This window comes from Ignavibacteriota bacterium (genome assembly GCA_013285405.1).
In the GTDB taxonomy this organism is placed as follows: Bacteria; Bacteroidota; Ignavibacteria; order Ignavibacteriales; family Ignavibacteriaceae; genus IGN2.
This window is the reverse complement of record CP053446.1, coordinates 2,978,659-3,004,043: the sequence shown is the minus strand read 5'-3', so window position 1 is coordinate 3,004,043 and position 25,385 is coordinate 2,978,659. Positions and strand designations below refer to the sequence as shown.

The following is a 25,385-nucleotide window of genomic DNA, read 5'->3' as shown; positions in this document are numbered from 1 at the left end:
CATTCTCGATATTCGTTGATAATTTTATTAGTTTTAAAGCATTGTTAGAAATATAAAACGACAATCCTTCGTTGTGCGGAAAATATCCGTTCTCAAATAATATATGATCGGGGATTACGAATGAAAAAATCAATTGAAGAAATAAAAAGTGATTATCATCTCTTTGCGGATATTCAAATTAGTAAATATTTAAGCAGAAAAAACAAGTCTGCATTCAGTGATGATAAAGAAGCAGAATTTGTTATTGAGGAAATTCTAAATATATATAACGAAAAAATTGCTTCCGATCACCTACGTCTCAATAATCTTAATCAAGCTGCAAAAGTTAGTTGGTTCAATTCAATTGAGATTGATTTTGAAGAATTAAATATCACAGATCTACCTAATAATAACATTCCTGAGTTAGATATATTCACAAAAGAATTGATTTCATCTTTTGATGATATATTTTATTTCCTGCCCGAAGGAGCAATAATATATTTATTGCTTGCCGGACCAGCACTTGAAGCTTATGGTTATCTTCTGGAAAGATTTAATAAAATTACTGAAGGAGAAGAACCGACAGAAATTGAAGAAGATTTACTTAATTGGGCGTACGATCTGGTTTTTGAAATACACCTTGCCTACTTTGAAAAAAACAAAAACAAGAAAGATGATTTTCTTGCAAATGCAATGATCATTGCAGAAGAAGAGCTTGATAAAAAAACAGCTTCAGATGTTGTTGCTAAGATTTACGTAAATATTAAAGAATTCTTTGCTGAGTTTGAAGAGAAAAAAGACCAACTAAAGAAAAAAAAGAAGAAAAGAAAAAAATAGACAATGAAATGCTGTTATAAATATTTTAAAGAGATTATGAAGAATAATTTTTACATTTAAATCTACAATTCAGACATTAGCCGGGACAGTTAAAAGTGCTTCCACAAAGGAAATTATTGAAATAAATTTCAGAATTGGATCAATTTTCTATTACTTCAAAAATCAAAATAACATTCTTTGAAAGTCATCTTTTTAAACTCACAAAGTTTATTAATTTTTAAGGCGGGTTATGAAGAAAGGATTTATTGCACACGTAAAACTGAAGGAAGATGGGAACTGGAAAGAACCACACCTATTAAAAGTTCATCTTGATGCCGTTGCAAAACTTACTGGAAAATTTGCAGAAGAATTTGGTAATAAGGATTGGGCAGAATTAGCTGGTTTTCTTCATGACCTTGGCAAGTTTCATCCTGATTGGCAAAAATAGTTATGCAGAAAATCTGGTTATGATCTTGAAGAAAATTTATTCTTATGATATTATTTAAAACTAATTTTATATAATTAAAAGGGAAACACTATGTCAAAAAAAACAAAACCTTATGAAGTTAAATTTGAAATTGCTGGACCAGCAGCAATGTTTACAAGACCGGATACAGGGGCAACGCCAATTTCCTATCCCGCTCCAACATATTCAGCAGCAAAAGGTATGTTTGAATCAATTGCACGAGTTAAGAGTGCATATATAAAACCAACGAAAGTTGAAATATGCGCTCCAATTCACTATCACCGCTATACAAATAATTATCACGGACCTTTAAGAAAAAGTGGAACTGATAACTTTCAATTATTTGCTACAATTCTTACAAATGTTTGTTATCGAATTTATGGAATTGTTGAAGAACTAGACCTGCCGAATAACAATGATGTAATTACAACAAATCATTTGCATTTACTCCAAGATAAATTTATAAAAAGACTGAGGAATGGAAAATGGTATCACGTTCCTTGTTTGGGATGGAAAGAATTTACACCAACTTATGTTGGGTTATTCCGTGAAGAAACTAAAGTTGAAGAATCTATCGAACAAATAATTCCCTCAATGCTCTTTTCTGTTTTCAGCGGGCCAAATAAATATGATCCATCATATAAACAAGATGTATGGATTAAGAAAGGGGTACTCGAATATGTTGAATGAAGGATATGTTCTTTATAAAAGTCTGGAAAGATGTGGTATCAATCTTACTAAAAGACATCCAGATATTAAAGAGCCAGGGAGAAAAGATGGATTAATTGTTGGATTAAATAAAGAAGGTAAAGTTGACAGAATAGAATTTCGGAATAGAGATGATATCGCAAGATTATGGACTACAAGTCAAGGAAATCATAATCGCTTTCCTATGCTGAAATTGCAAAAACCAATTTGGAAAGTAGGGAAAGATGATCAAATTAGAAAAAAATTAAATAATCTAAATAAAGATGAATATCAAAAAAGAAGATTATTAATTGGAGAGAATAGAGAATTAAATATTACCGATTCAGAAAATAATTGGTGGAATAGACTACAAGAGAGAGTTACAAATCTTCTACCTTTTATTGAAACAAATAACAAAGAATATCAAGCACTCGCAGAATTAATGAAAAGATTCTTGATTTCAAAAGTAGATGATTTCATTTATGATTTGTCAATTAAATTAAAGCAAAAAGAGAACGATATTCCTTATTCCTTAATTGAGAATATTTTAATAGGTAATAAATGGGAAAATAAAAAACAAGAATATGTTGCAGAGATACCTTTAATGCTCGATGTAAGTGACTGGGAAAATTTTTCCATTCGTGTTGCCAACCAAAAGTTTGAAAATTTTGTCAGCGAATGCTTATTTAAAATGCAAGATGATTCAACTGCACAGACAACTAATGTAACTATTGGGATAAGCGCGTTATCAGGCATAGAACAAATTCTAGAAAATGACAAATTTCCCAATCCAAAATTACCAATAGGGGAGACTTATCTTTTCTCAGTAAACGATCAAACTCCTTGTCAAACCCGATACAAAAAGATCAGCACAGATATAATACCAATTGGAAGAAAAGAAGCTAATACAATTCAGGATTCTTTAAATTGGATTACTGAGGAATCAAGAAAAGAGAAAACTTGGTGTCTTGTTCCAGGATTAATGGATAAGAGAGATTTACTTATAGCATATCTTGAGAACAAACCAGATATCAATGTTAACAAAGCTTATTTATTAGGTGGAGTGAGTCAGCATGACTTTAGTGAGAGCAATTATGAAGCAACAGCAAAGGTTGTAGTTGATGCGTTAAAAGGAAAGGAAATTGTTAAAGCTAATGATCTTTTAAGGATTATTGCTTTACGAAAAGCAGACTTAGGGCGCACACAGGTTTCTTTGCAGCGTATTTATACAATTTCTCAATTAGTACAAGCTGATGAACTATGGCGTGAAGCTGCTAGAAATTACCCCAATTTTTCTTTACCATTTTTCAGAAAAGAAATTGAAAGAAAAACTGCAAAACAACAGAGTAAATCTGAATTAATTTCTCAATTTCTTAATAACAATGAATCGAAGGTAATTTTTCTTTCACCTTGGTGCCCTTTCCCTGCTGATCTTGTTCAAATTACTCAAAAACAGTGGATTAGATTTGGACAAGATACATCTTCTGTCTCAGGAATTTCTTTAGGAGATATATACGATATTTTCTTTGATACACAGAATAGGCAAACGTATTTAATTGAAAACTTACTTAACCTTACCCTTCAAAGAACACAATCTCTCCTTATAGGATTAGGCAATTCTGACCATAAAAATGAGATTACAGTTTTTTATCTTGATGCAAGATTTACTGTTTTAAAAGCAATATCAATTTTATCTATTTATTTATTCAAACTTGGAATTAAAAAGGAGAACTATATGAAAGACACATTTTTCTATATTGGTAGATTTTTATCATTGATAGATACTCTTCACTTTGAATATTGTAACAATGTGCGTGGAGGAAGTATCCCCCCACAACTGTTGGGTAATTCACATCTTCAGATTGCATTAGATAATCCCGTCTCTGCACTTGATATGCTTTCAAAAAGGTTAGGTGTTTATCAAGCATGGACAAGAAAAGAATCTGGAGAGAAAGTGAAGTTAGCAAGATGGGCCGTAGGTGAACTTGGAAAGGTTACTGATTTGCTTAGTAATAAAGACTTACCTTCATCGACTTCCAGTGCAGAAAGAGCGCAAATACTTTTAGGATATTTATCAAGATCAGAAAGTAAAGCAGAATCTGTTTCTGACAGTACTTTTAAATAAAATAATGAGAATAATTAAAATATTTTTTAACAAATCTAATGGAGTTCATTATGTCAAATAAAACAAACAAAGAAATTTTTAATCGTGCCACAGGCTTGTTGGTCATTGAAGTTATTAATTCTAATCCTAATGGAGATCCTGATAAAGAAAGCGATCCGCGCCAAAGGAATGATCAGAGAGGTGAAATATCGCCTGTTTCGTTCAAACGCAAACTTCGCGACTTAATAGAAGATAAAGATGGAGAGGTATGGAAAAGTATTGCTCAAAAACTTAAAATCAATGATGGGTTTGATATTCTAGAAAAAAGGGATCGGGATAGAACAAAAATTATTGAGTTACTAAAAAATAATCAAGAAAAATTTAAACAGAAATTTTGGGATGGACGTGTATTTGGAAATACATTTCTCGAAGAAGGTTCCTCGACAAGTATTAAGACTGGCGTGGTTCAATTTGGTCTTGGGGTTTCTATTGCTCCAATCAATATAGAAAGATTAACTACTACGAATAAATCTGGTGTTGAAGAAGGCAAAGATAGAGGAATGGCTCCATTGAGCTATAGAATAGCACAGCATGGTTTGTATTGTATGCCCTTCTTTGTAAATCCCGCAGTAGCTTACAAGACTGGTTGTACTATGCAGGATATTGAACTTTTAACAAAAGTAATACCTTATGCTTATACAAATACAGCTTCATATATTCGTTCACAAGTTGAAATCCTGCACGCATGGTATATTGAACACAATTCTCCTCTCGGTTCCTGTTCTGATTTTGATCTCATCTCAGCATTAACTCCAATTAAACTAAAGGAACCCGAGAAGCCATCAACATCACGTGCAGAATACAAAATACCAACTGAAAAGGACGTACCTGATGAATTAAAGAAAAAAGTGAAATCAATTAGAGATTTGATGAAAGAAATATAAATGACCGAGTGGCTAGCACATAGTAAAGGAAAGAATCCGCCTGTACCTGCTCAATCTTACTACAAACATATTTCAGAAGTATTAAGAAGAGCAGAGAAAAATATAAAAAATCTGGCTTCTTATTATAAAGGTAACTATGAGTATTTATTTGAAGCTGTACGTGCGGCTGCCCTTTTTCACGATTTGGGTAAGCTTGATGATGATAACCAAAAAGTACTCTTTATAGGTGGTGGAAAAGGTTTACCCATTAATCATGTAGATGCTGGCACAAAAAACTTAGTTAATAATGATTTAGTAGAATCAGCATTAATAGTCTATGCCCACCACATAGGATTACAATCTATACCTCAAGAACGATCAAAAGCAGAATTATTCCTTCGCGATCCAAATTTAGAAACTCGAACTGAACAATATTTGAAAGATTATCTCTCAAAACACATTCAATCTGGTTGTGAGAATATTAATAAACATATTGATAGAGCTTCTGATTGGAATGGATTGACACGGCGTATTGCCCTTTCATGTTTAGTAGATGCAGATCATGGTGATACCGCAAATAATTATGGGCAAGAATATCCCTCTACCAAGGTTGAAGCAAAATGGAAAGAAAGGTTAAAAGCTCTTGATATTTATATAAATGGCTTAGGAAAAGACACTGAAAAGAGTGAAAGAAATTTATTACGAAGAAAAATATATGATGCCTGCAAAGAGGCAGACACAACTCCATCTTTTTATGCCTGCGATAGTCCGGTTGGAACCGGAAAAACAACAGCAATCATGGCTCATTTATTAAAAACAGCTATTACAAAAAATTTAAGGCATATAATAGTTGTGTTACCATACACAAATATCATTAAACAATCTGTTGATATTTATAGGAAGTCACTCATTTTACCTGGGGAAAAAGCAGATGAAGTAGTTGCAGAACATCATCATCAGGCAGATTTTGAAACATTACAAACAAGACAATTTTCTACATTATGGAAAGCTCCAATCATTGTTACAACTGCTGTTCAGTTTTTTGAAACAATAGCAAGCAATCACCCATCTAAACTTCGTAAACTCCATGAACTACCCGGAAGTGGTGTTTTTATTGACGAAACTCATGCATCAATACCGAATTTTCTTTGGCCACAAACTTGGAAATGGTTAAAGGAATTTTCAGATAAATGGAGTTGTCATTTTGTTTTTGCTTCAGGCTCTTTGCCAAGATTTTGGGAATTAAAAGATATGATGGATCTGACTGTAAAATTACCGGAATTAATCCCAAAAGAAATAAGAAATGAAGCACTTAAACAAGAAACAAAACGGATAACACCTTTACGCCATAATACCTTGCTTGACGAAAAAGGATTGATTGATTTGATACAAAGTAAAACGGGTCCACGACTTGTTATAATGAATACAGTTCAGTCTGCAGCAGTTCTTGCTGAATCTATGCGTAAATCTGGACATGATGTTTTACATCTTTCAACTGCACTTGCACCTGTTCACAGAGAATTGATTTTGGAATTAATAAAACAACGTCTTCATTTTGGAGTACAAGAATGGACATTGGTATCAACAAGTTGCGTGGAAGCAGGTGTTGATTTTTCTTTTCGCTCTGCATTTCGTGAGCGAGCAGGTATAGCAAACCTAATTCAAACCGGTGGTAGAGTTAGAAGAAACAATGAAGATTATATTGCAACATTAATTGATTTCAAAATTCAATCTCCGCTTTATAACCGCCATCCTGCTTTTACATTACCAAGTCAGATTCTTGAAAAGTTATTTGAAGAAAACAGAGTGGCAGCTGATTCGCCCGCTGATTTAATAACGGATGCTTTACGCAGAGAATTAATGTCTGATACAAATGAAAAACATCAACGCTTAATAAAAATGGAAGATGAAATGGACTATCCCGAAGTTGCAAATCTTTATAAAGTTATTGCTTCAGATACAAGGTTAGTTGTTGTTGACAAGGAATTAGTTAAAAGACTTGAAAACCACATAAAAGTTAGCCCAAAAGAAATAAACAGGAAAAGTGTTCAATTATGGTTAAACAAAATCAACATGCTTTCAATTGGTTTCGTTAAGGGTTATGAAAATTCAGGTCTGTATGCTTGGCAATATGATTATGATCCAGCTTTTCTTGGTTACATGAAAGGTTTACTCCCTTTACTTGAAAGAGATCATGAAGGTTACCAGGTATTTTAGAATTAAAAATAATCAAATATGTGTTCCACAAAAGAATTTTCAGATTACGAAATTTATCTCGATGGTAAAACGTTTCCCGAAACATTTAAGATTGTTGAGTTATAAACAAAACGAGTAACATTATGCCCAACATAAAACTCTTTGAAAGTAAAAAAATCCGTTCTGAATGGAGCGAATCCGAACAGAAGTGGTATTTTGCAATTGTTGATGTGATTGCAGTTTTAACTGATAGTCCAAATCCGCAAGTATATTGGCGTGTTTTAAAAAAGAGACTTAAAGCCGAAGGAAATGAAACCGTTACAAATTGTAACGCTTTGAAAATGAGAGCCTCCGATGATAAAATGCGCCTTACTGATGTTGCCGACGTAAATCAATTACTGAGATTGATTCAATCCGTCCCTTCACCCAAAGCAGAACCATTTAAAATATGGTTGGCAAAAGTAGGCTATGAACGCCTGGAAGAAATAGAAAATCCGGAACTTGCTCAACACAGAATGCGTGAGATATACAAGGCTAAAGGTTATTCAGACGAATGGATTGAAAAACGTGTTCGAGGGATTTTCGTTAGAGATGAATTAACTAACGAATGGAAAAAGCGTGGTGTCAAAGAAGGATTAGAATACGCCATACTTACTGCTGAAATTAGTAAAGCAACTTTTGGATTCACACCTTCTGATTATAAAAAACATAAAGGGTTAACTAAAGCACAGGAAAATCTTCGTGACCATATGACAGATTTGGAATTAATCTTTACAATGCTTGGAGAAGCTTCTACTACTGAAATTGCGAGAACTAAAAATGCTCATGGATTTGTTCCTAATAAAAATGCAGCCAGAGAAGGTGGAAGTGTTGCAGGAAAAGCAAGAAAGGACCTTGAGAAAAAATCGGGAAGAAAGGTTGTAACAAAGGAGAATTATAAAGCTTTAACTGAAAAACAAAAACGTAAGATTGACAAAGGTAGAAAATAATCTATGTTCACTGAAGATGACTTTATAATGATCAGTGCTTTGCAGCATTATATTTTCTGCCCGCGCCAATGCGGTCTAATCCACGTGGATGACGTTTGGCAGGATAATCTGTTTACTGTGCGCGGAGAAATTCTGCACGAAAAAGTTGACACCGATACTTATGAAACAAGAGGTGACATTAAAACTGTTCGTGGTCTTAGAATTCATTCTTTCAAATACGGGTTGGTCGGAAGATGCGATGTTGTCGAATTCAAACATACTTCAAAAGGAAAAGAAATTTTTCCGGTTGAATTCAAAGCGGGCGAACCTAAAGAAGATATAAGCGATAAAGTTCAACTATGTGCACAGGTGCTTTGCCTGGAAGAAATGCAAGACACACAAATATCCAGTGCAGCTTTCTTTTATGGCAAAATCCGTAGAAGAAATTTGGTAACAATTGATGAGGAACTTCGCAGTCAAACATTACAAGTTATTCAGGCAGTTAGAGAGATTGTAGATAAAAAAATAATTCCGAGGATTGAGTACAATTCAAAATGCAGAAACTGTTCACTGCAATCTATCTGTCAACCGAAAGCAATGAACAAAAGAAAATTGCAAAATTATATTAAAGATTTGTATTCATAATAAGAAAAGATGACTTCTTTATTAAAAGATGTTATCTTTATTAAATCTAAAAATGAAAAAACATCTAAACACACTTTATATAACTTCAGATAAAGCTTTTGTTCGAAAAGAGCGAGAAACATTTATTGTAGAAGTAACTGATGATGAAGGAGTTTCAAAGAAAGCTTTTCAGGCTCCGATACATACAATCGAAAATATTGTTTGCTTCGGCTTCAAACCACTTACTCCGCAAGTAATGGCATTCTGTGCAGAGAATAATGTAGGCATAAGCTACTTAACAGAAACCGGTAAATTTCTTGCAAGAGTTTATGGAGCACAGAAAGGAAATGTTTTATTAAGAAAAACTCAGTACGCAATTTCAGATAATGAATTTGAATCACTGAAAATTGCAAAACCGATTATCGCTGCAAAAGTGTCTAATTACAGATACATCCTTCTTCGTCATCAGCGCAACCATCCGGAAAATTGTCCTGATGCTGTTGTTGATGCAGCCGAAACACTCGGACGAAGATTGAATAATATTAAGCAGGCAGAAACATTAAAAGAACTGCGTGGTTATGAAGGTGAATGTGCAAATACATATTTCGGTGTTCTGTCTTCTTTGATAACTTCTCAGCGAGAAGATTTTTTATTCACGCAAAGATCAAAACGTCCGCCACTCGATCCGGCAAATGCACTTTTATCTTTTTTATATGCAATACTTGCAAACGATGTACGCTCCGCACTTGAAACAGTAGGTCTTGATCCGCAGGTTGGATTTTTGCATCAGCTTAGATCAGGAAGACCCTCTCTGGCTTTAGACATTATGGAAGAGTTCAGGGCATATTTGGGTGACAGAGTAATGCTGAATTTGATTAATCTGAAACAAGTATCAATAAAAGATTTTGAAATAAGAGAATCTGGTGAAGTAAGAATGTCTGACAATGCAAGAAAAGAATTACTATCAGCATACCAAAAAAGAAAGCAGGAAGAGATAACTCATCCGTTTCTTGGAGAAAAGATGACGATAGGATTGTTGCCGCATATTCAGGCACAATTGCTTGCAAGATATATTCGCGGAGACATTGAAGATTATCCACCATTTTATCTGAAATAATTTTATGAATATCAATTGTTCTAAATTTTTAATTTTTCATTTTTAATTTTTAATTAAATTATGATGGTAGTAGTTAGCTATGATGTATCCACAGCAACAAAGAGCGGGAAGAAACGATTAAATAAGGTTGCAAAAACCTGCCTTGATTTTGGGATACGAGCACAGAATTCTGTTTTTGAATGTATTATAGACCCCGCACAATGGGAGATACTTAAAAATGAGTTGTTATCTATTTACAAACCTGAGGAAGATAACCTGAAGTTTTATTACCTCGGTTCAAATTATCAAAGACGAATTGAAAGTTTTGGCAAAAGCAAAAGTCTTAATATTGAAGATGCGCTAATTTTATGACTGCTAACTGAAGCATACATAAAACACCAAGGAGGTTAGCTCTTTGAAAATTTGATTGTTTAATAATAATATCGGATAATGATAACAATTATTAAAATTTTCAGGCTACTAAGCGGAAATATGTCGTTAAAACATTTTATACTAAACATTTAAAATAATAACAGTCGCACGCTTCACGCGTGCGTGGATTGAAACGTCTGTGTCGTCTCTATGGCTTCCCCAAAATCTTGGTCGCACGCTTCACGCGTGCGTGGATTGAAACCATTGTTCGGTAAGCATTGTAAACTCCGTATTTAGTCGCACGCTTCACGCGTGCGTGGATTGAAACATAATAATGTTATCATCAACACCATCATCATCGGGTCGCACGCTTCACGCGTGCGTGGATTGAAACCTAATTTCAAGTCCTTTGATATAAATCCATCTGGTCGCACGCTTCACGCGTGCGTGGATTGAAACATAAAGAGGAATAGAATCCACGTCAGGCCAGAAAGTCGCACGCTTCACGCGTGCGTGGATTGAAACTTCTTCGGGATGATATATTCAACTATTTTTAAGGTCGCACGCTTCACGCGTGCGTGGATTGAAACTCAGCAATGTCCTTATAAATTTCATTAGTAAAATGTCGCACGCTTCACGCGTGCGTGGATTGAAACACTCAAACGGTATGGAGAAACATATCCCCTGGTAGTCGCACGCTTCACGCGTGCGTGGATTGAAACCTTTGACTGATCCGCCACCGAGTATTAAACAATGTCGCACGCTTCACGCGTGCGTGGATTGAAACGGTCATGCAATTCTTTAATGCTTGCGATTTAAGGGTCGCACGCTTCACGCGTGCGTGGATTGAAACCAGAAGTCCCTACATCAATAGCGCCATACATACGTCGCACGCTTCACGCGTGCGTGGATTGAAACTAAAATAAAAGAGTTAGGTGTTCCATCGTCCCACGTCGCACGCTTCACGCGTGCGTGGATTGAAACTTCCTTCAATCGGTATATTATTAATGTATTTGTGTCGCACGCTTCACGCGTGCGTGGATTGAAACAATTCAATTGACTCTGGAAGAAGTCCGAACATATGTCGCACGCTTCACGCGTGCGTGGATTGAAACATCTTCTGTCATATTTGTTATAAATGATGGGACAGTCGCACGCTTCACGCGTGCGTGGATTGAAACTCTCCGGGTTAAACGGAATGAACTCTGATTTACATACGTCGCACGCTTCACGCGTGCGTGGATTGAAACAATCCCGAAGGAATAATTATCAATAATCTTACAACGTCGCACGCTTCACGCGTGCGTGGATTGAAACACATCTGCACCAGCCCCACCCGTTTGAACAGACAGTCGCACGCTTCACGCGTGCGTGGATTGAAACAAGATATTAAATGCTGATAGTGCAAGAATAGCTTGTCGCACGCTTCACGCGTGCGTGGATTGAAACTTACGTAAACCACGCTTGGTAATTTCGTTTTGCAGTCGCACGCTTCACGCGTGCGTGGATTGAAACTCTGTGGTTAATTCTGAAAACTCCCGTGTGTAAGGTCGCACGCTTCACGCGTGCGTGGATTGAAACTTGCTCCAATAAATTATTTGTTAAAAACTGTCACGTCGCACGCTTCACGCGTGCGTGGATTGAAACAATTGTTTCCTCATCAAGAGTTCTTGGGTCAATAGTCGCACGCTTCACGCGTGCGTGGATTGAAACCTCCTGTGTTTGTGCGATGTTAAATGATGTGGACGTCGCACGCTTCACGCGTGCGTGGATTGAAACTGAAGAGAAAACAGAAGGGATCAATTATGATAACAGTCGCACGCTTCACGCGTGCGTGGATTGAAACAGTATGTTGACATCCCGGAGCGCATAAAATTAAAGTCGCACGCTTCACGCGTGCGTGGATTGAAACAGCTCGATACTAACGGTGATGATGTTGTTTTCCCGTCGCACGCTTCACGCGTGCGTGGATTGAAACAACCTTGCGTTTTGATAGTGATCCGTCCTTCGGGGGTCGCACGCTTCACGCGTGCGTGGATTGAAACAAGATGTCCGCCGTGATAAATTAAGTTGTTATAAGTCGCACGCTTCACGCGTGCGTGGATTGAAACCACCCATGCACCACCTGAAAATATATCATAAAAGGTCGCACGCTTCACGCGTGCGTGGATTGAAACTATGTTATCAATATACATTATTGCAGTGCCTCCCAGTCGCACGCTTCACGCGTGCGTGGATTGAAACCACAATAATCGGGAAGGCGAAAGAGGTTTTAACGGTCGCACGCTTCACGCGTGCGTGGATTGAAACAGCTTACGTCGCCGGTGTTAAAAGCACAATTAGGTCGCACGCTTCACGCGTGCGTGGATTGAAACTATTAGTGCTGATACAACAGGATATTGGGCTATTGTCGCACGCTTCACGCGTGCGTGGATTGAAACTAATAATATCTCGGCAACTTCATCCCTTGAAAACGTCGCACGCTTCACGCGTGCGTGGATTGAAACGATGAACTTGGTATTAATGATAATTATAGCCGGGTCGCACGCTTCACGCGTGCGTGGATTGAAACGAGTTGTCTCTAATAATTATACTACTAAGATTGGAGTCGCACGCTTCACGCGTGCGTGGATTGAAACCTGACTTTTGTCAGCATCGAAGAGATTACAAGTAAGTCGCACGCCTCGTGCGTGCGTGGATTCAAACACCACAGCCTAAATGCTGCAACTTCGCCTGTGTTGGTTTTAATATCCTCTCCCAAAGGGATGGCTTCGCCAAAAGAATCCTGCAGTTACCGGAGAAGCAAATTACAACGATTCGGATTTTGTGTTTTGCCTAATTGAATATTAGTTGACGATTAAAATATAAAGTGATTTTGCATTTTACGTACCGATTTGATTTCATTATGCCAAATATTTTCAATCGTCTCCTTATTCGCTTTTTATCCATATAGTTCAAAATGTGTCTGTATTTTCTTTTTCAAATTTTGCATAAGTTTTGTCTAAAATATTTATATCAAATTATTATCACTCTAAAAGAATTATGTCATTCATTACAATTATGGGATTTGCCGCTGCTGTGCTAACTACAAGTTCGTTTGTACCGCAGGCGATTAAAACTATCCGGACAAAAGATACACGAAGTATTTCATTTTTCATGTATCTGCTTTTTTCTGCGGGCACACTTTTATGGCTTTTATTTGGAATCTTAAGTGATAATTTGCCAATCATCATTGCAAACGCGATTACTCTGGTATTCGCGGTTATCATATTGAGTTATAAAATAATACACTTAAATCGAAAAAATAATATTTCAAAATAAATTTTATGCAAAAGAAAAAATTAGATTCACAAACGGCTATAGTAACCGGTGCTAATTCTGGTATTGGCGAAGGAGTAGCTATTGCACTTGGTGAAGCGGGAGCCAATGTAGTTATAAATTATGTGGTAAATCCCGGCTCAGCTAACGAAGTTGTAGAAAAAATTAAATCATTCGGTTCAAAAGCTGTAGCCATTCAGGCAGATGTAAGCAAAGAAGACCAGGTGATTAAAATGTTTCAGCAGACTGTTCAACAATTTGGAACGGTTGACATACTCGTAAACAACGCCGGTCTTCAACGCGATGCTAAGTTTCATGAAATGACCTTGGATCAATGGCAGTTTGTAATCGGTGTTAATTTAACCGGTCAGTTTTTATGTGCACGCGAAGCAATTAAAGAATTTTTAAGAAGAGGAATTGTACCAGAACGTTCAGTTGCCTGTGGAAAAATTATTTGCATGAGCAGCGTTCATGAAATTATTCCATGGGCTGGTCATGCAAATTATGCGTCAAGCAAAGGAGGAATAAAAATGCTGATGCAAACAATAGCACAGGAATACGGTCGGGAAAAGATCCGTGTTAATAGTATTTGTCCGGGTGCAATAAAAACTCCAATCAATAAAGTAGTCTGGGAAACTCAGAACGCTTACAATAATCTGATGGAATTAATTCCATATAACCGTATTGGCGTGCCGGAAGATATTGGAAAACTCGCTGTCTTTTTAGCCAGTGATGACAGCGATTATATCACAGGCACCAGCATATTCATTGACGGCGGAATGACTTTGTTTGAAGGATTTGCTACCAATGGCTGAAACCAAAATTATTTTTGGAAAAAATGAGTAACACAAAAAAAATATCTGCTGAGCAGGAGAGGTTAAACGTTAATGCAAAAAAGGAAGTACCGATTGAAAAATGGGGACCATATTTAAGTGAACGTCAATGGGGAACGGTAAGAGAAGATTACAGCCCGGAGGGTAATGCCTGGAAATATTTCACTCACGAGCAGTCAAGAAGCCGCGTTTATCGCTGGGGTGAAGATGGTATTGCTGGCATCAGCGACTTGCATCAGAATTTATGTTTTGCTATTGCACTCTGGAATGGAAAAGACCCGATCTTAAAAGAACGTTTATTCGGATTATCCAACAGCGAAGGAAATCATGGAGAAGATGTTAAAGAGTTATATTACTATCTGGATAATACACCTACACATTTTTACATGGAGTATTTGTACAAATACCCGCAGGAAATTTTTCCGTATGAAGAACTGATTGAAGTAAACCGTCACCGAAGTAAAACAGAGCCAGAATTTGAAATTCTGGATACAGGAATCTTTAAAGAAAATAAATACTTTGATGTAAACATCAGATATGCAAAAAATAATTCGGAAGATATTTGCATAGAAATTATTATCACCAATCGTGCAGAAACAGAAGCAGAGATTACTTTACTGCCGACCCTTTGGTTTCGAAACCAATGGATATTTAGCAACTTACAGCAAAAACCAGTATTGAAAATAATCAGTTCACAAAAAAATAACGGAGTTGTTAAAGCAGCCCACAAACAACTTGGTGATTATTTTTTTTATTATGCTGGCACATCCGAAACTGTGATGACAGAGAATGAAACTAACGCTGAAAAAATATTTAACATTCGGAATTCATCTCCATTTGTTAAAGATGCTTTTCACGATGCAATTGCCGGACATAACAGTCAGTTGTATGAACTATTAAAAACGAATAGCAAGGGTACAAAATTTTCTCCTATCTATCATTTCTCCATACCTGCGAAAGGATTTCGAAGAGTTACACTCCGTCTAAGTAAAGGTGAAATACAAAATCCATTTGATAATAATTTCGATAATGTTTTTGAAAAAAGAAAACAAGAAGCTGATGAGTTTTATAATAATTTTCTTTCAGAAGATTGTCCTGCTGATATAAGAAAAATTCAGCGTCAGGCATTCGCAGGATTGTTATGGTCTAAACAGTTTTATCAATATGATATTGAACGCTGGCTGGAAGGAGACCCGGCAGAAATTCCACCGCCACCAGAGAGAAAGTATGGCAGAAATGCAAAATGGAAACATTTGAAAATTGCAGATGTAATTTCAATGCCGGATAAATGGGAATATCCTTGGTTTGCTTCCTGGGATCTTTGTTTTCATTGTATCCCGATGGCAATGATTGATCCGGTGTTTGCAAAAAATCAATTGATATTATTGTGCCGGGAATGGTTTATGAATCCTTTCGGACAAATACCAGCTTATGAATGGAATTTCAGTGATGTAAATCCACCATTACAAGCCTGGGCTGCAATGCAGGTATATAAAATTGAAAAAACATTTCACAATCGAGCTGACATTTATTTTCTGAAAAGGATTTTTCAAAAATTGTTGATCAACTTTACCTGGTGGGCAAATCGTGAAGATGAAAATGAGAATAATATTTTCACTGGAGGGTTTTTAGGATTAGACAATATTGGAGTGATTGACAGGGATAGTTTGCCTCCGGGAGTTTTTTTAGAACAAGTTGATGCAACTGCCTGGATGGGAATGTATGCATTGAATATGATGGAAATAGCATTAGAGATTGCTCAATCGGACAGTAGCTATGAGGATTTGGTCACTAAATTTTATGAACATTTCGTATTGATCGCTTCTTCTTTGAACGAAACTTTATGGGATGCTGATGAAAATTTCTTTTATGATCATCTTCACATGCAGGATGGATACAGTATTTCAATGAAGGTTCGGTCAATAGTAGGACTGAGTGTATTATTTAATGTCGGTATTATTACGCGCGATGCATTACAAAAACTTCCGGATTTCAAAAAAAGAATGGACTATATCAGGAAGTACCGCCTCAAGCGAAATAAATTTTTGCATTTTGAAGAAATGAGCGATGAAGGTCATTTGTTGATTTCACTGGTACCAAAAGAAAGATTGACGAAGTTATTATCGGTTGTGCTGGATGAAAATGAATTTCTATCGGTTGGTGGTATCAGGGCGTTATCAAAATATCATAAGGATCATCCTTTCGAGTTACAACTTGATCATAAAACTTACTCAATTTCCTATCAGCCCGGTGACAGCAACGATTCTATGTTTGGTGGAAACAGCAACTGGCGAGGTCCTGTATGGATGCCTTTGGATTTTTTAATTATTAAAACATTACAACAATTGCACGGCTTCTATAGGAATAAGATTCAATTGCCATTCCCAACAGGTTCTGGAAATATTCTTGAGCTTGAGGAAATATCCCGCGAACTTTCTAAAAGATTTCTTGCTTCATTTCAAATCAACGCGGATAAATCACGACGCATTCACGGAAATGCAAATTGGTTTTATCAGCAGCCTGAAAATAAAGATCTTGTTTTATTTTATGAATATTATCACGGAGATTCGGCAATGGGAATGGGCGCTTCACATCAAACAGGTTGGAGCAGTTTGATAGCTGCACTTATTAACCAAAATTTTCCGGTTTCATAAAACTTAAACTTGATTTTTGACTTTTGATATTTGATACTAATTGATTCTCAGAAAATTCAATATGAAATTGTCCTATCGAACTTAACCTTCAACTCACTTTACTTCGCCCGTTCAATATATCTTGATTCATTTGGATTGACACGAATGCGCTCACCAATTGCTATAAAAGGTGGAACTTGAATTGTTACGCCATTCTCCAATTTAGCTGGTTTATTTAGATTTGATGCAGTGGCACCTTTAAGTTGAGGTTCTGTTTCAACTACTTCCAATACCATTGAAGAAGGAAGTTCTACACCAATCGGTGAGCCATTATAAAGTTCCACTTCTATCTTTAAGCCAGGTACAAACCATCTATCAGCATCACCGACATCATCTTTGTTTAAAGCAATTTGTTCATAATTTTCAGTATTCATAAAATGATGATGGGAGTCATCCGAATAAAGATATTCCACTTTATGTTGTTCGAGAATTACAATTTCAAGCGAATCGATTGAACGAAAACGATGTTCGAATGAATTTCCGCTGATAAGATCTCTTAAACGTGTTTGCACCATTGCTCTCAAATTACCGGGTGTATGATGATGAAACTCCATCACTTTACAAGGAGAACCCTCAAATAAAATTACCATTCCTTTTCTAATATTATTAGCTTGAATTGCCATTGTTAAAACTTTTTTTTGTTTTGAAATATTCGTTGGCTGACTAAGCCATAATACGAAGTTAATTAATTTTTGTGGTCGTTAATTTACTGAATTTTGATCTTTTCTTCCGCTTCATCCGGTTCTTGAACAGTTGAAATTTCGTTTCCTGTCAGAAGTAAGAATTGTTTTTTATTTAAGAAATTTGTTGATATTGCTTGATGGAAGATAACATACTTCCCTTTTTCCAAAAATTTTGTAACGATGTTTTGCTATCAGATCGTAAATAAAATCCCGAATAAATTTCGGAAATGTTATCAGAGGATAAATTATTCTAAGCGGACTTTTAAGTTCTTTACATACCCGAAGTGCTGCTGTGGATTTTGTATATAATTTATCATCAGCAATTAAAACAAATGTATCCAGCGAAGTGCTGTCAAAATTAAATTTTCGCATCAGATTTTTTGAAATATCGGATTGAAGTGAAGCAAACCTGAAAATATCTTTTGCATCTCTTTTAATTACGAAGTTAACCCAGAAACTGCAAAAATTACAGACTCCGTCAAAAAGAATAATTTGCTTTTGACCACTCAAATTGAAGGAGTGAGAAGTGATAATTTTACAAGATCAACTTTCTGAGCAGTTGCACGAATTATCTGGATTCTGAAATTATCGATTGTGATGACTTCACCTTCAGCAGGAATTTTACCGCACTTTGATGTAATAAACCCTGAAAGTGTTTCGTAATCCCCTTCCTCAATATTCAGATTATATTTTTCATTGATATGATCTACTTCAACTTTACCGCTGATGATGTAAGTATCTTTTGCGATCCTCCGGCATATATCCTCCTGAATATCAAATTCATCCTCAATCTCGCCAAATAATTCTTCGAGAATATCTTCAATTGTCACGATACCTGCTGTTCCGCCATACTCATCAATTACAATTGCAACTGAATTTCTTTTTTCCAGAAAATCATTCAGCACTTCAAAACTTTTTTTGGTTTCAGGAATAAAGCTGACATCACGAAGAATGTCTTTTATTGTAGCTGGAGATTTGAAAAGATCTTTTGCAAGCAACACACCTTTGATGTTATCGAGACTATCTTCATAAACCGGCAGTTTGGAAAAATCTGATTCAACAAAAACTTTAAGCACTTCTTTAATGTCTCTTGTAATTTCAATACCAATTATTTCTGTTCTTGGAGTCATAGCTTCATACACTCTCTGATCACCAAGCTCAATTACTTTATTGATAAGCATGCTGTCTCTTTTATCAACTATACCTGCTATTTCACTTTCTTTCACTAATCCTTTTATATCCTCTTTATCAAAAAGATGATAGATATTATCTGTTTTAAGACTTGACGTTTGTACAACTCTGTTTGAAATGGCGGAAGTGATTTTAACAAACGGAAACAGAACATACGAAGCAAGACGTAATGGAAGAGCAGTTAAAAGGACTAAACGGTCAGCAAGTTCTCTTCCAAAATATTTTGGAAAAATTTCACCAAGAAATAGAATGATGATTGTGGTTACGATCAGAATTTTTAATTCTGACCAGCCGAATAAAGATGTTAAATAAACAGTTGCAAGTGATGCATAACTGATATTAACAATATTATTTCCGATAAGTATCGTAGAGAAGAAATTCTGCGGATGATTGATAAAGTATTTTGCACTTAACGCTGCAATGTTATTTTTTCGTGCTCTTACTTCAATTTTTAATTTATTTGCAACAACAAAGGCTAGTTCAGTCCCCGAAAAGAATGCACTCAGCGCAACTAAGATGATAAGATATATTATTTGATTATCCATAAAATCAGTTGATAAAAATCTTTTTCAGATTTTGATAAAAAATACTTAGATCAATTTATAAATAATGAAAATTGTAAAGACAGCATAAGCCAATACATTCAATATCATCGGTATATCAGAAGCCAGAGTTCTGGTAGTGTTTTCTCCTTTTCTGTTAATGTATTCAAGATACATAAATCTGAAAATCCCGAATACTACAAACGGAGTTGTATAAATTAGTCTTTCAGTCTGAAATGCAGAGACAGTTCTTGGTGCCACAGTGTATAATGCATAACAAACTATAACACCCGTTGCAGCAACTGTGGCGAGTTGATCTGCAAAGTTAAGAGAGTATTGTGTTAAAACTTTTCTGCTTTTTTGCTCTGCGTTATCCGGAATTTGCTTGCTGGCTTCAGTGATTAGAACAAGCTCTGATCTTCTCTTCATTACACCAAGAAACAAGGATATAAACATTGTTGTAAGTATAAGCCAGCTTGATATTGGAACCTGAATTACAAAAGCGCCGGCAAGTACTCTCATTGAAAAACCTGCAGCAATAGAAAATATATCAAGCAAAACAATATTCTTTAACCAGAATGAATACAGAACATTTAGAACTATAAATGCTACCACCAGCAAAATGAACTCGGTATTAAAATACATCATCGTCCAGAATACGATCACTACTAATGCTGAAGCAGTAATGACAGCCGTTGAAACAGAAATTGCTCCTGAGGGTAAAGGTCTGTTCTTTTTTACAGGATGTACCCGGTCAGAATCAATATCAACAAGATCATTGATAACGTAAATTGCACTCGATGCGAGACAAAATACTATAAATGCATATAATGATTTTATGAAATAAACTTTATTAAAGAGATGGAGCGAAAACAGCAACGGAACAAAAACAAAAACATTCTTGATCCAATGATGAACACGGATAAGCCGAAGAAACTTAAATAGTTTCATCAGAATACAACTACTTCATCATAAGTTCCAAAAACTTTTCTAAGCTCTCCGACCATTTCACCAAGTGTAACTTTATTATGTGCAGCTTTTACAAAAACCGGCATTAAATTATTTCCATTCTCAGCGGCTGCAAGTATTTCTGTAAGACTATTATCAACATCGTTCTGATTTCTGCTTTGCTTCAGATCAGCAAGCCTTTTCTTTTGTGCAATTTCAACTTCGGGAGAAATAGTTAAAATCGGAATTTCAATTTTTTCATTCTCTTCTACAAATTCGTTTACACCGACGATAAATTTTTCTTTTCTTTCAACTTCCTGCTGATATCTGTATGCAGCATCAGCTATTTCCTTCTGGAAATACCCTGCTTCAATTGCAGGAATAACACCACCGATAGCATCTATCTGATCAAATATTTTATTTGTTTCTGCTTCCATTTTATCTGTTAATGCTTCAACATAATAACTTCCTCCAAGCGGATCGACTGTATTAATCACTCCGGTTTCATAAGCGATTATTTGCTGTGTTCTGAGTGCGATTCGCACAGCTTTTTCACTTGGCAGCGCAAGAGTTTCATCCATTGAGTTAGTGTGAAGAGATTGAGTTCCACCGAGTACACCAGCTAATGCCTGGAAAGCTGTTCTGACAATATTATTTTCCGGCTGTTGTGCGGTCAACGTGCATCCTGCAGTTTGTGTGTGAAATCTCATCCACCATGAACGCGGATTTTTTGCTTTGTATTTTTCTTTCATTCTCTTTGCAAATATTCTTCGTGCAGCACGGAACTTAGCTATCTCTTCAAAGAAATCAAGATGGGAGTTAAAGAAATAAGAAATTCTTGGTGCAAATGCATCAACATCAAGTCCTCTTTCAATGCATGCCTCGATATAAGCAAAACCATCCGCCAAAGTATAAGCTAATTCCTGAACTGCTGTTGAACCTGCTTCCCGAATGTGATATCCACTTACAGAAACCGGATTCCATTGCGGAACTTCATTCGTACAGTATTCAATCATATCTGTTATTATTCTCATCGAAGGTCTTGGTGGATAGATATATTCTTTTTGTGCTATATATTCTTTTAAAATATCGTTTTGAAGAGTTCCGCGTAAATCATTAAAGGTAATATTTCTATCGCGTGCAACTGCAAGATACATTGCAAATATCATCGCTGCCGGTGAGTTGATAGTCATTGATGTAGAAACTTTATCGAGTGGAATTTTATCAAATAAAATTTCCATATCCTTTATTGATGAAACTGCGACACCACAAATACCAACTTCACCTTCACTTAATGGTGAATCAGCATCCCAGCCCATAAGTGTCGGAAGATCGTAGGCAACTGAAAGTCCGGTTTGTCCTCTCTTCAACAAATAATGATATCTTTCGTTTGTGTCTTCGGGAGTTCCGAAACCAGCAAATTGCCGCATCGTCCATATTTTCCCTCTGTATCCATTAGGATGGATTCCTCTCGTGTAAGGATACTCACCAGGAAAACCAATATCAGTCAGATAATTTATATTCTCAACATCGTCAGGACCATAAAGCGGATCTATTTTTTCGCCGCTGACTGAAGTAAACTTCATTCCTGTAGTTTTCATTGATCTTAATTTTTCATCATACTCTGTTCTCTTCTCAAGGTATTTTTTGTCAAGCATAAATTTTCTTTCGAATTGATATTAAAATTACCTGTTTATTAAACTTAAATTTAAGTTCTGCCGAATCTTCTGTCAAATTCATTTAATGATATTTTGATAACAATTGGTCTTCCGTGCGGGCAAACGTAAGGCATTGATGTAGCAAAAAGTTGATCAATCAATAATCGCATTGCACGTTCATCAAGTTTATCGCCGGCTTTAATAGCCGCTTTACAGGAAAATGATTTTGCAAAATTATCTTTTTGTTCAAGATGTTTCTCTCGTTCATTTAAAGAGTATTCTTCAAGTAAATCAAAGAGAACTTGTTCCTCTGAACCTTTTTTTACGTCATCAGGAACGCCTTCAATCTTTATGGTTTCTTTCGCCTGAAACTTTATTTGAAAACCAAGCCGGCTTAAATAGGGTTCAAGTTCTTTTAACAACGCAAGTCTTGCCGGATCGGTTTTAACTTTTTTGGGAAAAAGTAATTGCTGAGAAAACGGTATATCTGTATCAAGCCTGTTCAACACTTTTTCATAGAGAATTCTTTCGTGTGCTACGTGCTGGTCAATTATCATTAATCCCGATTTTATTTGAGATAAAATATACTTGTTGTGAAGCTGAATAATAAAAGGAGATTCAACTGAATTTTCATTCTTGGTTTGATCAGCTTTATCGTGAGGTATTTCCTTCTTTTCACTTTGGAAAGGAATTTTCTGTTCAGATTTATTTTCGGTTCTTATTAAAACATCGTCAGTAATGGAGCCAAAAAGTAAATCAATTTCTTCTTCTGAGTATCTTTTAGTTTCCTGTTGATATCTTTCTCGTTTTGGTCTGTCAGAAAAATCTCCCGGGAGGACTGGCTGAAATTTATTGACTATCAATTTCTCTTCTGAAAATTCATTTTCGTTAAATACCATCGAGGGTACCAAATCAAACGATCCAATGTTCTTTCTTACCACTGAAAGAATAAAATTATAAATGTCTTTTTCGTCATCGAACTTTGCTTCAAGTTTTGCTGGATGAATATTCACATCAATTCGTTCAGGATCAATCTCAATAAAAAGCAGGAAGAAAGGATAATCTCCTTTTTCAAGAATATTTTCATAAGCTGTGAAGACAGCATGATTTATATTTTTATTGGTAATAAATCTGGAGTTAAGAAAAAGATACTGTTCACCTTTTGATTTTCTTAATAAGCTTGGTTTCCCGACATAACCGTGAACACTGATTAAATCCGTCTTTTCTTCCAAAGGTATCAAAGCATCAGTCATATTTTCACCGAACACATGACCAACTCTCTCTGCAAGTGTTTCAGCAGGATAGTCAAATACAACATCAACGCCGTTTAAAAATTTAAATGAAATTTGAGAATGACTTAATGCAATCCTGTTAAATGAATCAACAATGTGTTTGAATTCAGTCGTATCTGTTTTTAGAAATTTTCGTCTGGCAGGAACATTGAAGAATAAATTTTTTACAGTGACACAAGTTCCCTTCGGAAATGAGCCTTTATCAACTTTTACATTTCCTGACTCATCATTTCGTAATATCGTACCTATTTCGTCTTCTCTTGTTTCGCTTCTTATTTCAAGTTGACTTACCGCAGCAATTGAACTCAATGCTTCGCCGCGAAATCCAAGTGTTTTTATTGCTTCAAGATCTTCAAATGCTGCTATCTTGCTGGTTGCATGTTTGTGAACGGATAGAATAATGTCTTCTTCTGCCATTCCAATTCCATCATCACAAACCTGGATAAAATTCTTTCCGGCACGCTTAATACTTACTTCAATAGATTTTGCATCAGCGTCTATTGCGTTTTCCATTAATTCTTTAACAACGGATTCAGGTCGTTGGACAACCTCCCCGGCAGCAATTTTACTCGCAATATTTTCGGGTAATATTTTAATTCTTTTAGCCATTCTTTCTCACATATCTTCTTATCTCAAACTGTTCTCTGTCTTCAGTTGAATTAATTGTCCAATCACTTTTATTAATTTCAGGAAAAGTTATTTCGCCGTCCGCTTCAAATTTCATAAACGATAAAATCATTTCATCTGCAAGAAACATTGCCTGCTGATAGATATTTCCCCCTCCGATTATAAAAGCTCTTTCATAGTTTTTTATCTTACAATAGTTTATCGAATGTTCCAATGAATGAAAAATCTTCACTTCTTCAAAACCAACAATGTAATTCTTATTATTTGTCACAATAATATTTTCTCTTCCTTTAAGTGGTTTTCCAAGAGTCTCAAATGTTTTTCTTCCCATAATTATAGCTGATCCCAGGGTTGTTTGTTTAAAATGCTGAAACTCTTCTTTAATATGCCATGGCATCTCTCCACTCAATTTTCCGATAACATTATTCTTTGCAATCGCTGCAATGATTATTAACTTCAAACAGCAACCTCGAAACTGATTTTATCGTGATACTGATAATGCAACAATTCAAAATCCTCAAACTTAAGTTGATCAATTGGTTTATTTACAATTTTCAGTTTGGGTAAAGGTAAAGGCTCTCGTTTTAACTGTTCTTTTAATCCTTCAAGATGATCAAATCTTTCACTTTCTGTTCCTTTCTCTCCGATATAAATATGAGCATCGACAATTGTATGCGCAAACTGACCAGGTACCAACTCAACTTGTTGAGCAATTACTTGGGTCAGCAATGAGTAGGCAGCTAAGTTAAATGGAATACCAAGAGCAATGTCACCTGATCTTTGAGTCAGATGACAATTCAGCTTTCCATCGTTCACATTGAAAACAAAAGTATAGTGGCAAGGAGGAAGTTTACTTGTCGTTGCATTGCCCGGCTCCCATGCAGAAATTACAAGTCTTCTGCTGTTGGGATTTCTTCTAATCTCATCAATTACATATTGAATTTGATCAACTTCACGAACGACCCATTCACCATTTTTGTTTTTTTGTGCGCTTGGAAAATGTCGCCAGTAATAACCATAAGCAGTTTCAAGAACTCCATTCTCATCAGCCCATGCGTCCCAGATTTTTGTGTGTTGTCTGAGATTTCTAATATGATTTTCACCGGACAAATACCACAACACTTCGTGTAATAAAGATTTCCATTGCATTTTTTTTGTAGTTAAAAGCGGAAATCCGTCTTTCAAATCAACTTTGTAAAAAGCACCAAAGTAAGAGATCGTATCAACACCTGTTCGTGTTTGTTTTCTTACGCCATTTTCCATGACTGTTTTTACTAACTCAAGATATTGCTTCATTTATATAAGAAATTTTTAGAAGAATGATTGATTTCAATTACAATTTAGCGAATTTTTAGAATGTGATAAAATA

General features: G+C 35.7%; 21 protein-coding genes and 1 CRISPR repeat array. Of the genes, 13 read left to right on the top strand and 8 right to left on the bottom strand.

The window, feature by feature from the left end:
• The first annotated feature begins 120 nt into the window (after positions 1-120).
• From HND39_13165 to HND39_13105, 13 genes are all read left to right on the top strand, one after another.
• On the top strand, positions 121-816 hold the full coding sequence (locus HND39_13165) for a hypothetical protein (protein QKJ97158.1): 696 nt from the start codon (positions 121-123) through the stop codon (positions 814-816).
• 229 nt (positions 817-1,045) lie between these two features.
• Entirely contained in the window at positions 1,046-1,243 is a 198-nt protein-coding gene (locus HND39_13160; protein QKJ97157.1) for an HD domain-containing protein, read from the top strand.
• A 90-nt stretch (positions 1,244-1,333) separates the two neighbouring features.
• Complete coding sequence (gene cas5, locus HND39_13155; GenBank protein QKJ97156.1) at positions 1,334-1,951, top strand: CRISPR-associated protein Cas5; 618 nt, start codon at positions 1,334-1,336, stop codon at positions 1,949-1,951.
• Positions 1,941-4,073, top strand: a complete 2,133-nt coding sequence (locus tag HND39_13150; GenBank protein ID QKJ97155.1) for a hypothetical protein — start codon at positions 1,941-1,943, stop codon at positions 4,071-4,073. Before cas5 ends, HND39_13150 begins: the two co-directional genes overlap by 11 nt.
• Positions 4,074-4,123: 50 nt before the next feature.
• On the top strand, positions 4,124-4,996 hold the full coding sequence (locus HND39_13145; GenBank protein QKJ97154.1) for a type I CRISPR-associated protein Cas7: 873 nt from the start codon (positions 4,124-4,126) through the stop codon (positions 4,994-4,996).
• Positions 4,997-7,192 carry a DEAD/DEAH box helicase family protein gene (locus tag HND39_13140; protein ID QKJ97153.1) on the top strand — a complete coding sequence of 732 codons (2,196 nt, stop codon included), beginning with the start codon at positions 4,997-4,999 and terminating at the stop codon, positions 7,190-7,192.
• 119 nt (positions 7,193-7,311) lie between these two features.
• Positions 7,312-8,160, top strand: coding sequence for a phage antirepressor protein (locus HND39_13135; protein ID QKJ98001.1), 849 nt, complete (start codon positions 7,312-7,314; stop codon positions 8,158-8,160).
• A gap of 3 nt (positions 8,161-8,163) precedes the next feature.
• Complete coding sequence (gene cas4, locus HND39_13130; GenBank protein QKJ97152.1) at positions 8,164-8,784, top strand: CRISPR-associated protein Cas4; 621 nt, start codon at positions 8,164-8,166, stop codon at positions 8,782-8,784.
• A 52-nt stretch (positions 8,785-8,836) separates the two neighbouring features.
• A complete protein-coding gene (gene cas1c / locus HND39_13125; protein ID QKJ97151.1) occupies positions 8,837-9,880 on the top strand; it encodes a type I-C CRISPR-associated endonuclease Cas1 in 1,044 nt (347 codons plus the stop codon).
• 60 nt (positions 9,881-9,940) lie between these two features.
• Positions 9,941-10,231: a CRISPR-associated endonuclease Cas2 gene (cas2, locus tag HND39_13120; protein QKJ97150.1), complete on the top strand. Its 291-nt coding sequence runs from the start codon at positions 9,941-9,943 to the stop codon at positions 10,229-10,231.
• Positions 10,232-10,394: 163 nt separating this feature from the next.
• A CRISPR array of direct repeats spans positions 10,395-12,937; the repeat unit is 32 nt; unit sequence GTCGCACGCTTCACGCGTGCGTGGATTGAAAC.
• Positions 12,938-13,273: 336 nt separating this feature from the next.
• Positions 13,274-13,552, top strand: a complete 279-nt coding sequence (locus HND39_13115) for a SemiSWEET transporter (GenBank protein ID QKJ97149.1) — start codon at positions 13,274-13,276, stop codon at positions 13,550-13,552.
• Between the two features lie 5 nt (positions 13,553-13,557).
• Positions 13,558-14,364: an SDR family oxidoreductase gene (locus tag HND39_13110; protein ID QKJ97148.1), complete on the top strand. Its 807-nt coding sequence runs from the start codon at positions 13,558-13,560 to the stop codon at positions 14,362-14,364.
• A 23-nt stretch (positions 14,365-14,387) separates the two neighbouring features.
• Complete coding sequence (locus HND39_13105; GenBank protein QKJ97147.1) at positions 14,388-17,036, top strand: glucosidase; 2,649 nt, start codon at positions 14,388-14,390, stop codon at positions 17,034-17,036.
• A 98-nt stretch (positions 17,037-17,134) separates the two neighbouring features.
• Here HND39_13105 and efp read toward each other — a convergent pair whose 3' ends face one another.
• From efp to thyA, 8 genes are all read right to left on the bottom strand, one after another.
• Positions 17,135-17,698 (bottom strand): elongation factor P, encoded by a 564-nt coding sequence (gene efp / locus HND39_13100; protein ID QKJ97146.1) that lies wholly within the window; start codon positions 17,696-17,698, stop codon positions 17,135-17,137.
• A 168-nt stretch (positions 17,699-17,866) separates the two neighbouring features.
• Positions 17,867-18,268, bottom strand: a complete 402-nt coding sequence (locus HND39_13095) for a DUF393 domain-containing protein (GenBank protein QKJ97145.1) — start codon at positions 18,266-18,268, stop codon at positions 17,867-17,869.
• Positions 18,265-19,494: an HlyC/CorC family transporter gene (locus HND39_13090; protein ID QKJ97144.1), complete on the bottom strand. Its 1,230-nt coding sequence runs from the start codon at positions 19,492-19,494 to the stop codon at positions 18,265-18,267. The genes HND39_13095 and HND39_13090 overlap by 4 nt, the downstream gene beginning before the upstream one ends.
• Positions 19,495-19,539: 45 nt before the next feature.
• Positions 19,540-20,442, bottom strand: coding sequence for a decaprenyl-phosphate phosphoribosyltransferase (locus HND39_13085; GenBank protein QKJ97143.1), 903 nt, complete (start codon positions 20,440-20,442; stop codon positions 19,540-19,542).
• On the bottom strand, positions 20,442-22,097 hold the full coding sequence (locus HND39_13080; GenBank protein ID QKJ97142.1) for a methylmalonyl-CoA mutase family protein: 1,656 nt from the start codon (positions 22,095-22,097) through the stop codon (positions 20,442-20,444). The genes HND39_13085 and HND39_13080 overlap by 1 nt, the downstream gene beginning before the upstream one ends.
• A gap of 50 nt (positions 22,098-22,147) precedes the next feature.
• On the bottom strand, positions 22,148-23,998 hold the full coding sequence (mutL, locus tag HND39_13075) for a DNA mismatch repair endonuclease MutL (GenBank protein ID QKJ97141.1): 1,851 nt from the start codon (positions 23,996-23,998) through the stop codon (positions 22,148-22,150).
• Entirely contained in the window at positions 23,991-24,476 is a 486-nt protein-coding gene (locus HND39_13070) for a dihydrofolate reductase (GenBank protein ID QKJ97140.1), read from the bottom strand. The genes mutL and HND39_13070 overlap by 8 nt, the downstream gene beginning before the upstream one ends.
• Positions 24,473-25,312 carry a thymidylate synthase gene (gene thyA, locus HND39_13065; GenBank protein ID QKJ97139.1) on the bottom strand — a complete coding sequence of 280 codons (840 nt, stop codon included), beginning with the start codon at positions 25,310-25,312 and terminating at the stop codon, positions 24,473-24,475. The genes HND39_13070 and thyA overlap by 4 nt, the downstream gene beginning before the upstream one ends.
• Positions 25,313-25,385: the final 73 nt, after the last annotated feature.

Excerpts from the sequence above, each read along its gene's own strand:
- HND39_13165 (QKJ97158.1), top strand. The coding sequence starts at position 121 with ATGAAAAAATCAATTGAAGAAATAAAAAGTGATTATCATCTCTTTGCG.
- HND39_13160 (QKJ97157.1), top strand. The coding sequence starts at position 1,046 with ATGAAGAAAGGATTTATTGCACACGTAAAACTGAAGGAAGATGGGAAC.
- cas5 (QKJ97156.1), top strand. The coding sequence starts at position 1,334 with ATGTCAAAAAAAACAAAACCTTATGAAGTTAAATTTGAAATTGCTGGA.
- HND39_13150 (QKJ97155.1), top strand. The coding sequence starts at position 1,941 with ATGTTGAATGAAGGATATGTTCTTTATAAAAGTCTGGAAAGATGTGGT.
- HND39_13145 (QKJ97154.1), top strand. The coding sequence starts at position 4,124 with ATGTCAAATAAAACAAACAAAGAAATTTTTAATCGTGCCACAGGCTTG.
- HND39_13140 (QKJ97153.1), top strand. The coding sequence starts at position 4,997 with ATGACCGAGTGGCTAGCACATAGTAAAGGAAAGAATCCGCCTGTACCT.
- cas4 (QKJ97152.1), top strand. The coding sequence starts at position 8,164 with ATGTTCACTGAAGATGACTTTATAATGATCAGTGCTTTGCAGCATTAT.
- cas1c (QKJ97151.1), top strand. The coding sequence starts at position 8,837 with ATGAAAAAACATCTAAACACACTTTATATAACTTCAGATAAAGCTTTT.
- cas2 (QKJ97150.1), top strand. The coding sequence starts at position 9,941 with ATGATGGTAGTAGTTAGCTATGATGTATCCACAGCAACAAAGAGCGGG.
- HND39_13115 (QKJ97149.1), top strand. The coding sequence starts at position 13,274 with ATGTCATTCATTACAATTATGGGATTTGCCGCTGCTGTGCTAACTACA.
- HND39_13110 (QKJ97148.1), top strand. The coding sequence starts at position 13,558 with ATGCAAAAGAAAAAATTAGATTCACAAACGGCTATAGTAACCGGTGCT.
- HND39_13105 (QKJ97147.1), top strand. The coding sequence starts at position 14,388 with ATGAGTAACACAAAAAAAATATCTGCTGAGCAGGAGAGGTTAAACGTT.
- efp (QKJ97146.1), bottom strand. The coding sequence starts at position 17,698 with ATGGCAATTCAAGCTAATAATATTAGAAAAGGAATGGTAATTTTATTT.
- HND39_13090 (QKJ97144.1), bottom strand. The coding sequence starts at position 19,494 with ATGGATAATCAAATAATATATCTTATCATCTTAGTTGCGCTGAGTGCA.
- HND39_13085 (QKJ97143.1), bottom strand. The coding sequence starts at position 20,442 with ATGAAACTATTTAAGTTTCTTCGGCTTATCCGTGTTCATCATTGGATC.
- HND39_13080 (QKJ97142.1), bottom strand. The coding sequence starts at position 22,097 with ATGCTTGACAAAAAATACCTTGAGAAGAGAACAGAGTATGATGAAAAA.
- mutL (QKJ97141.1), bottom strand. The coding sequence starts at position 23,998 with ATGGCTAAAAGAATTAAAATATTACCCGAAAATATTGCGAGTAAAATT.
- thyA (QKJ97139.1), bottom strand. The coding sequence starts at position 25,312 with ATGAAGCAATATCTTGAGTTAGTAAAAACAGTCATGGAAAATGGCGTA.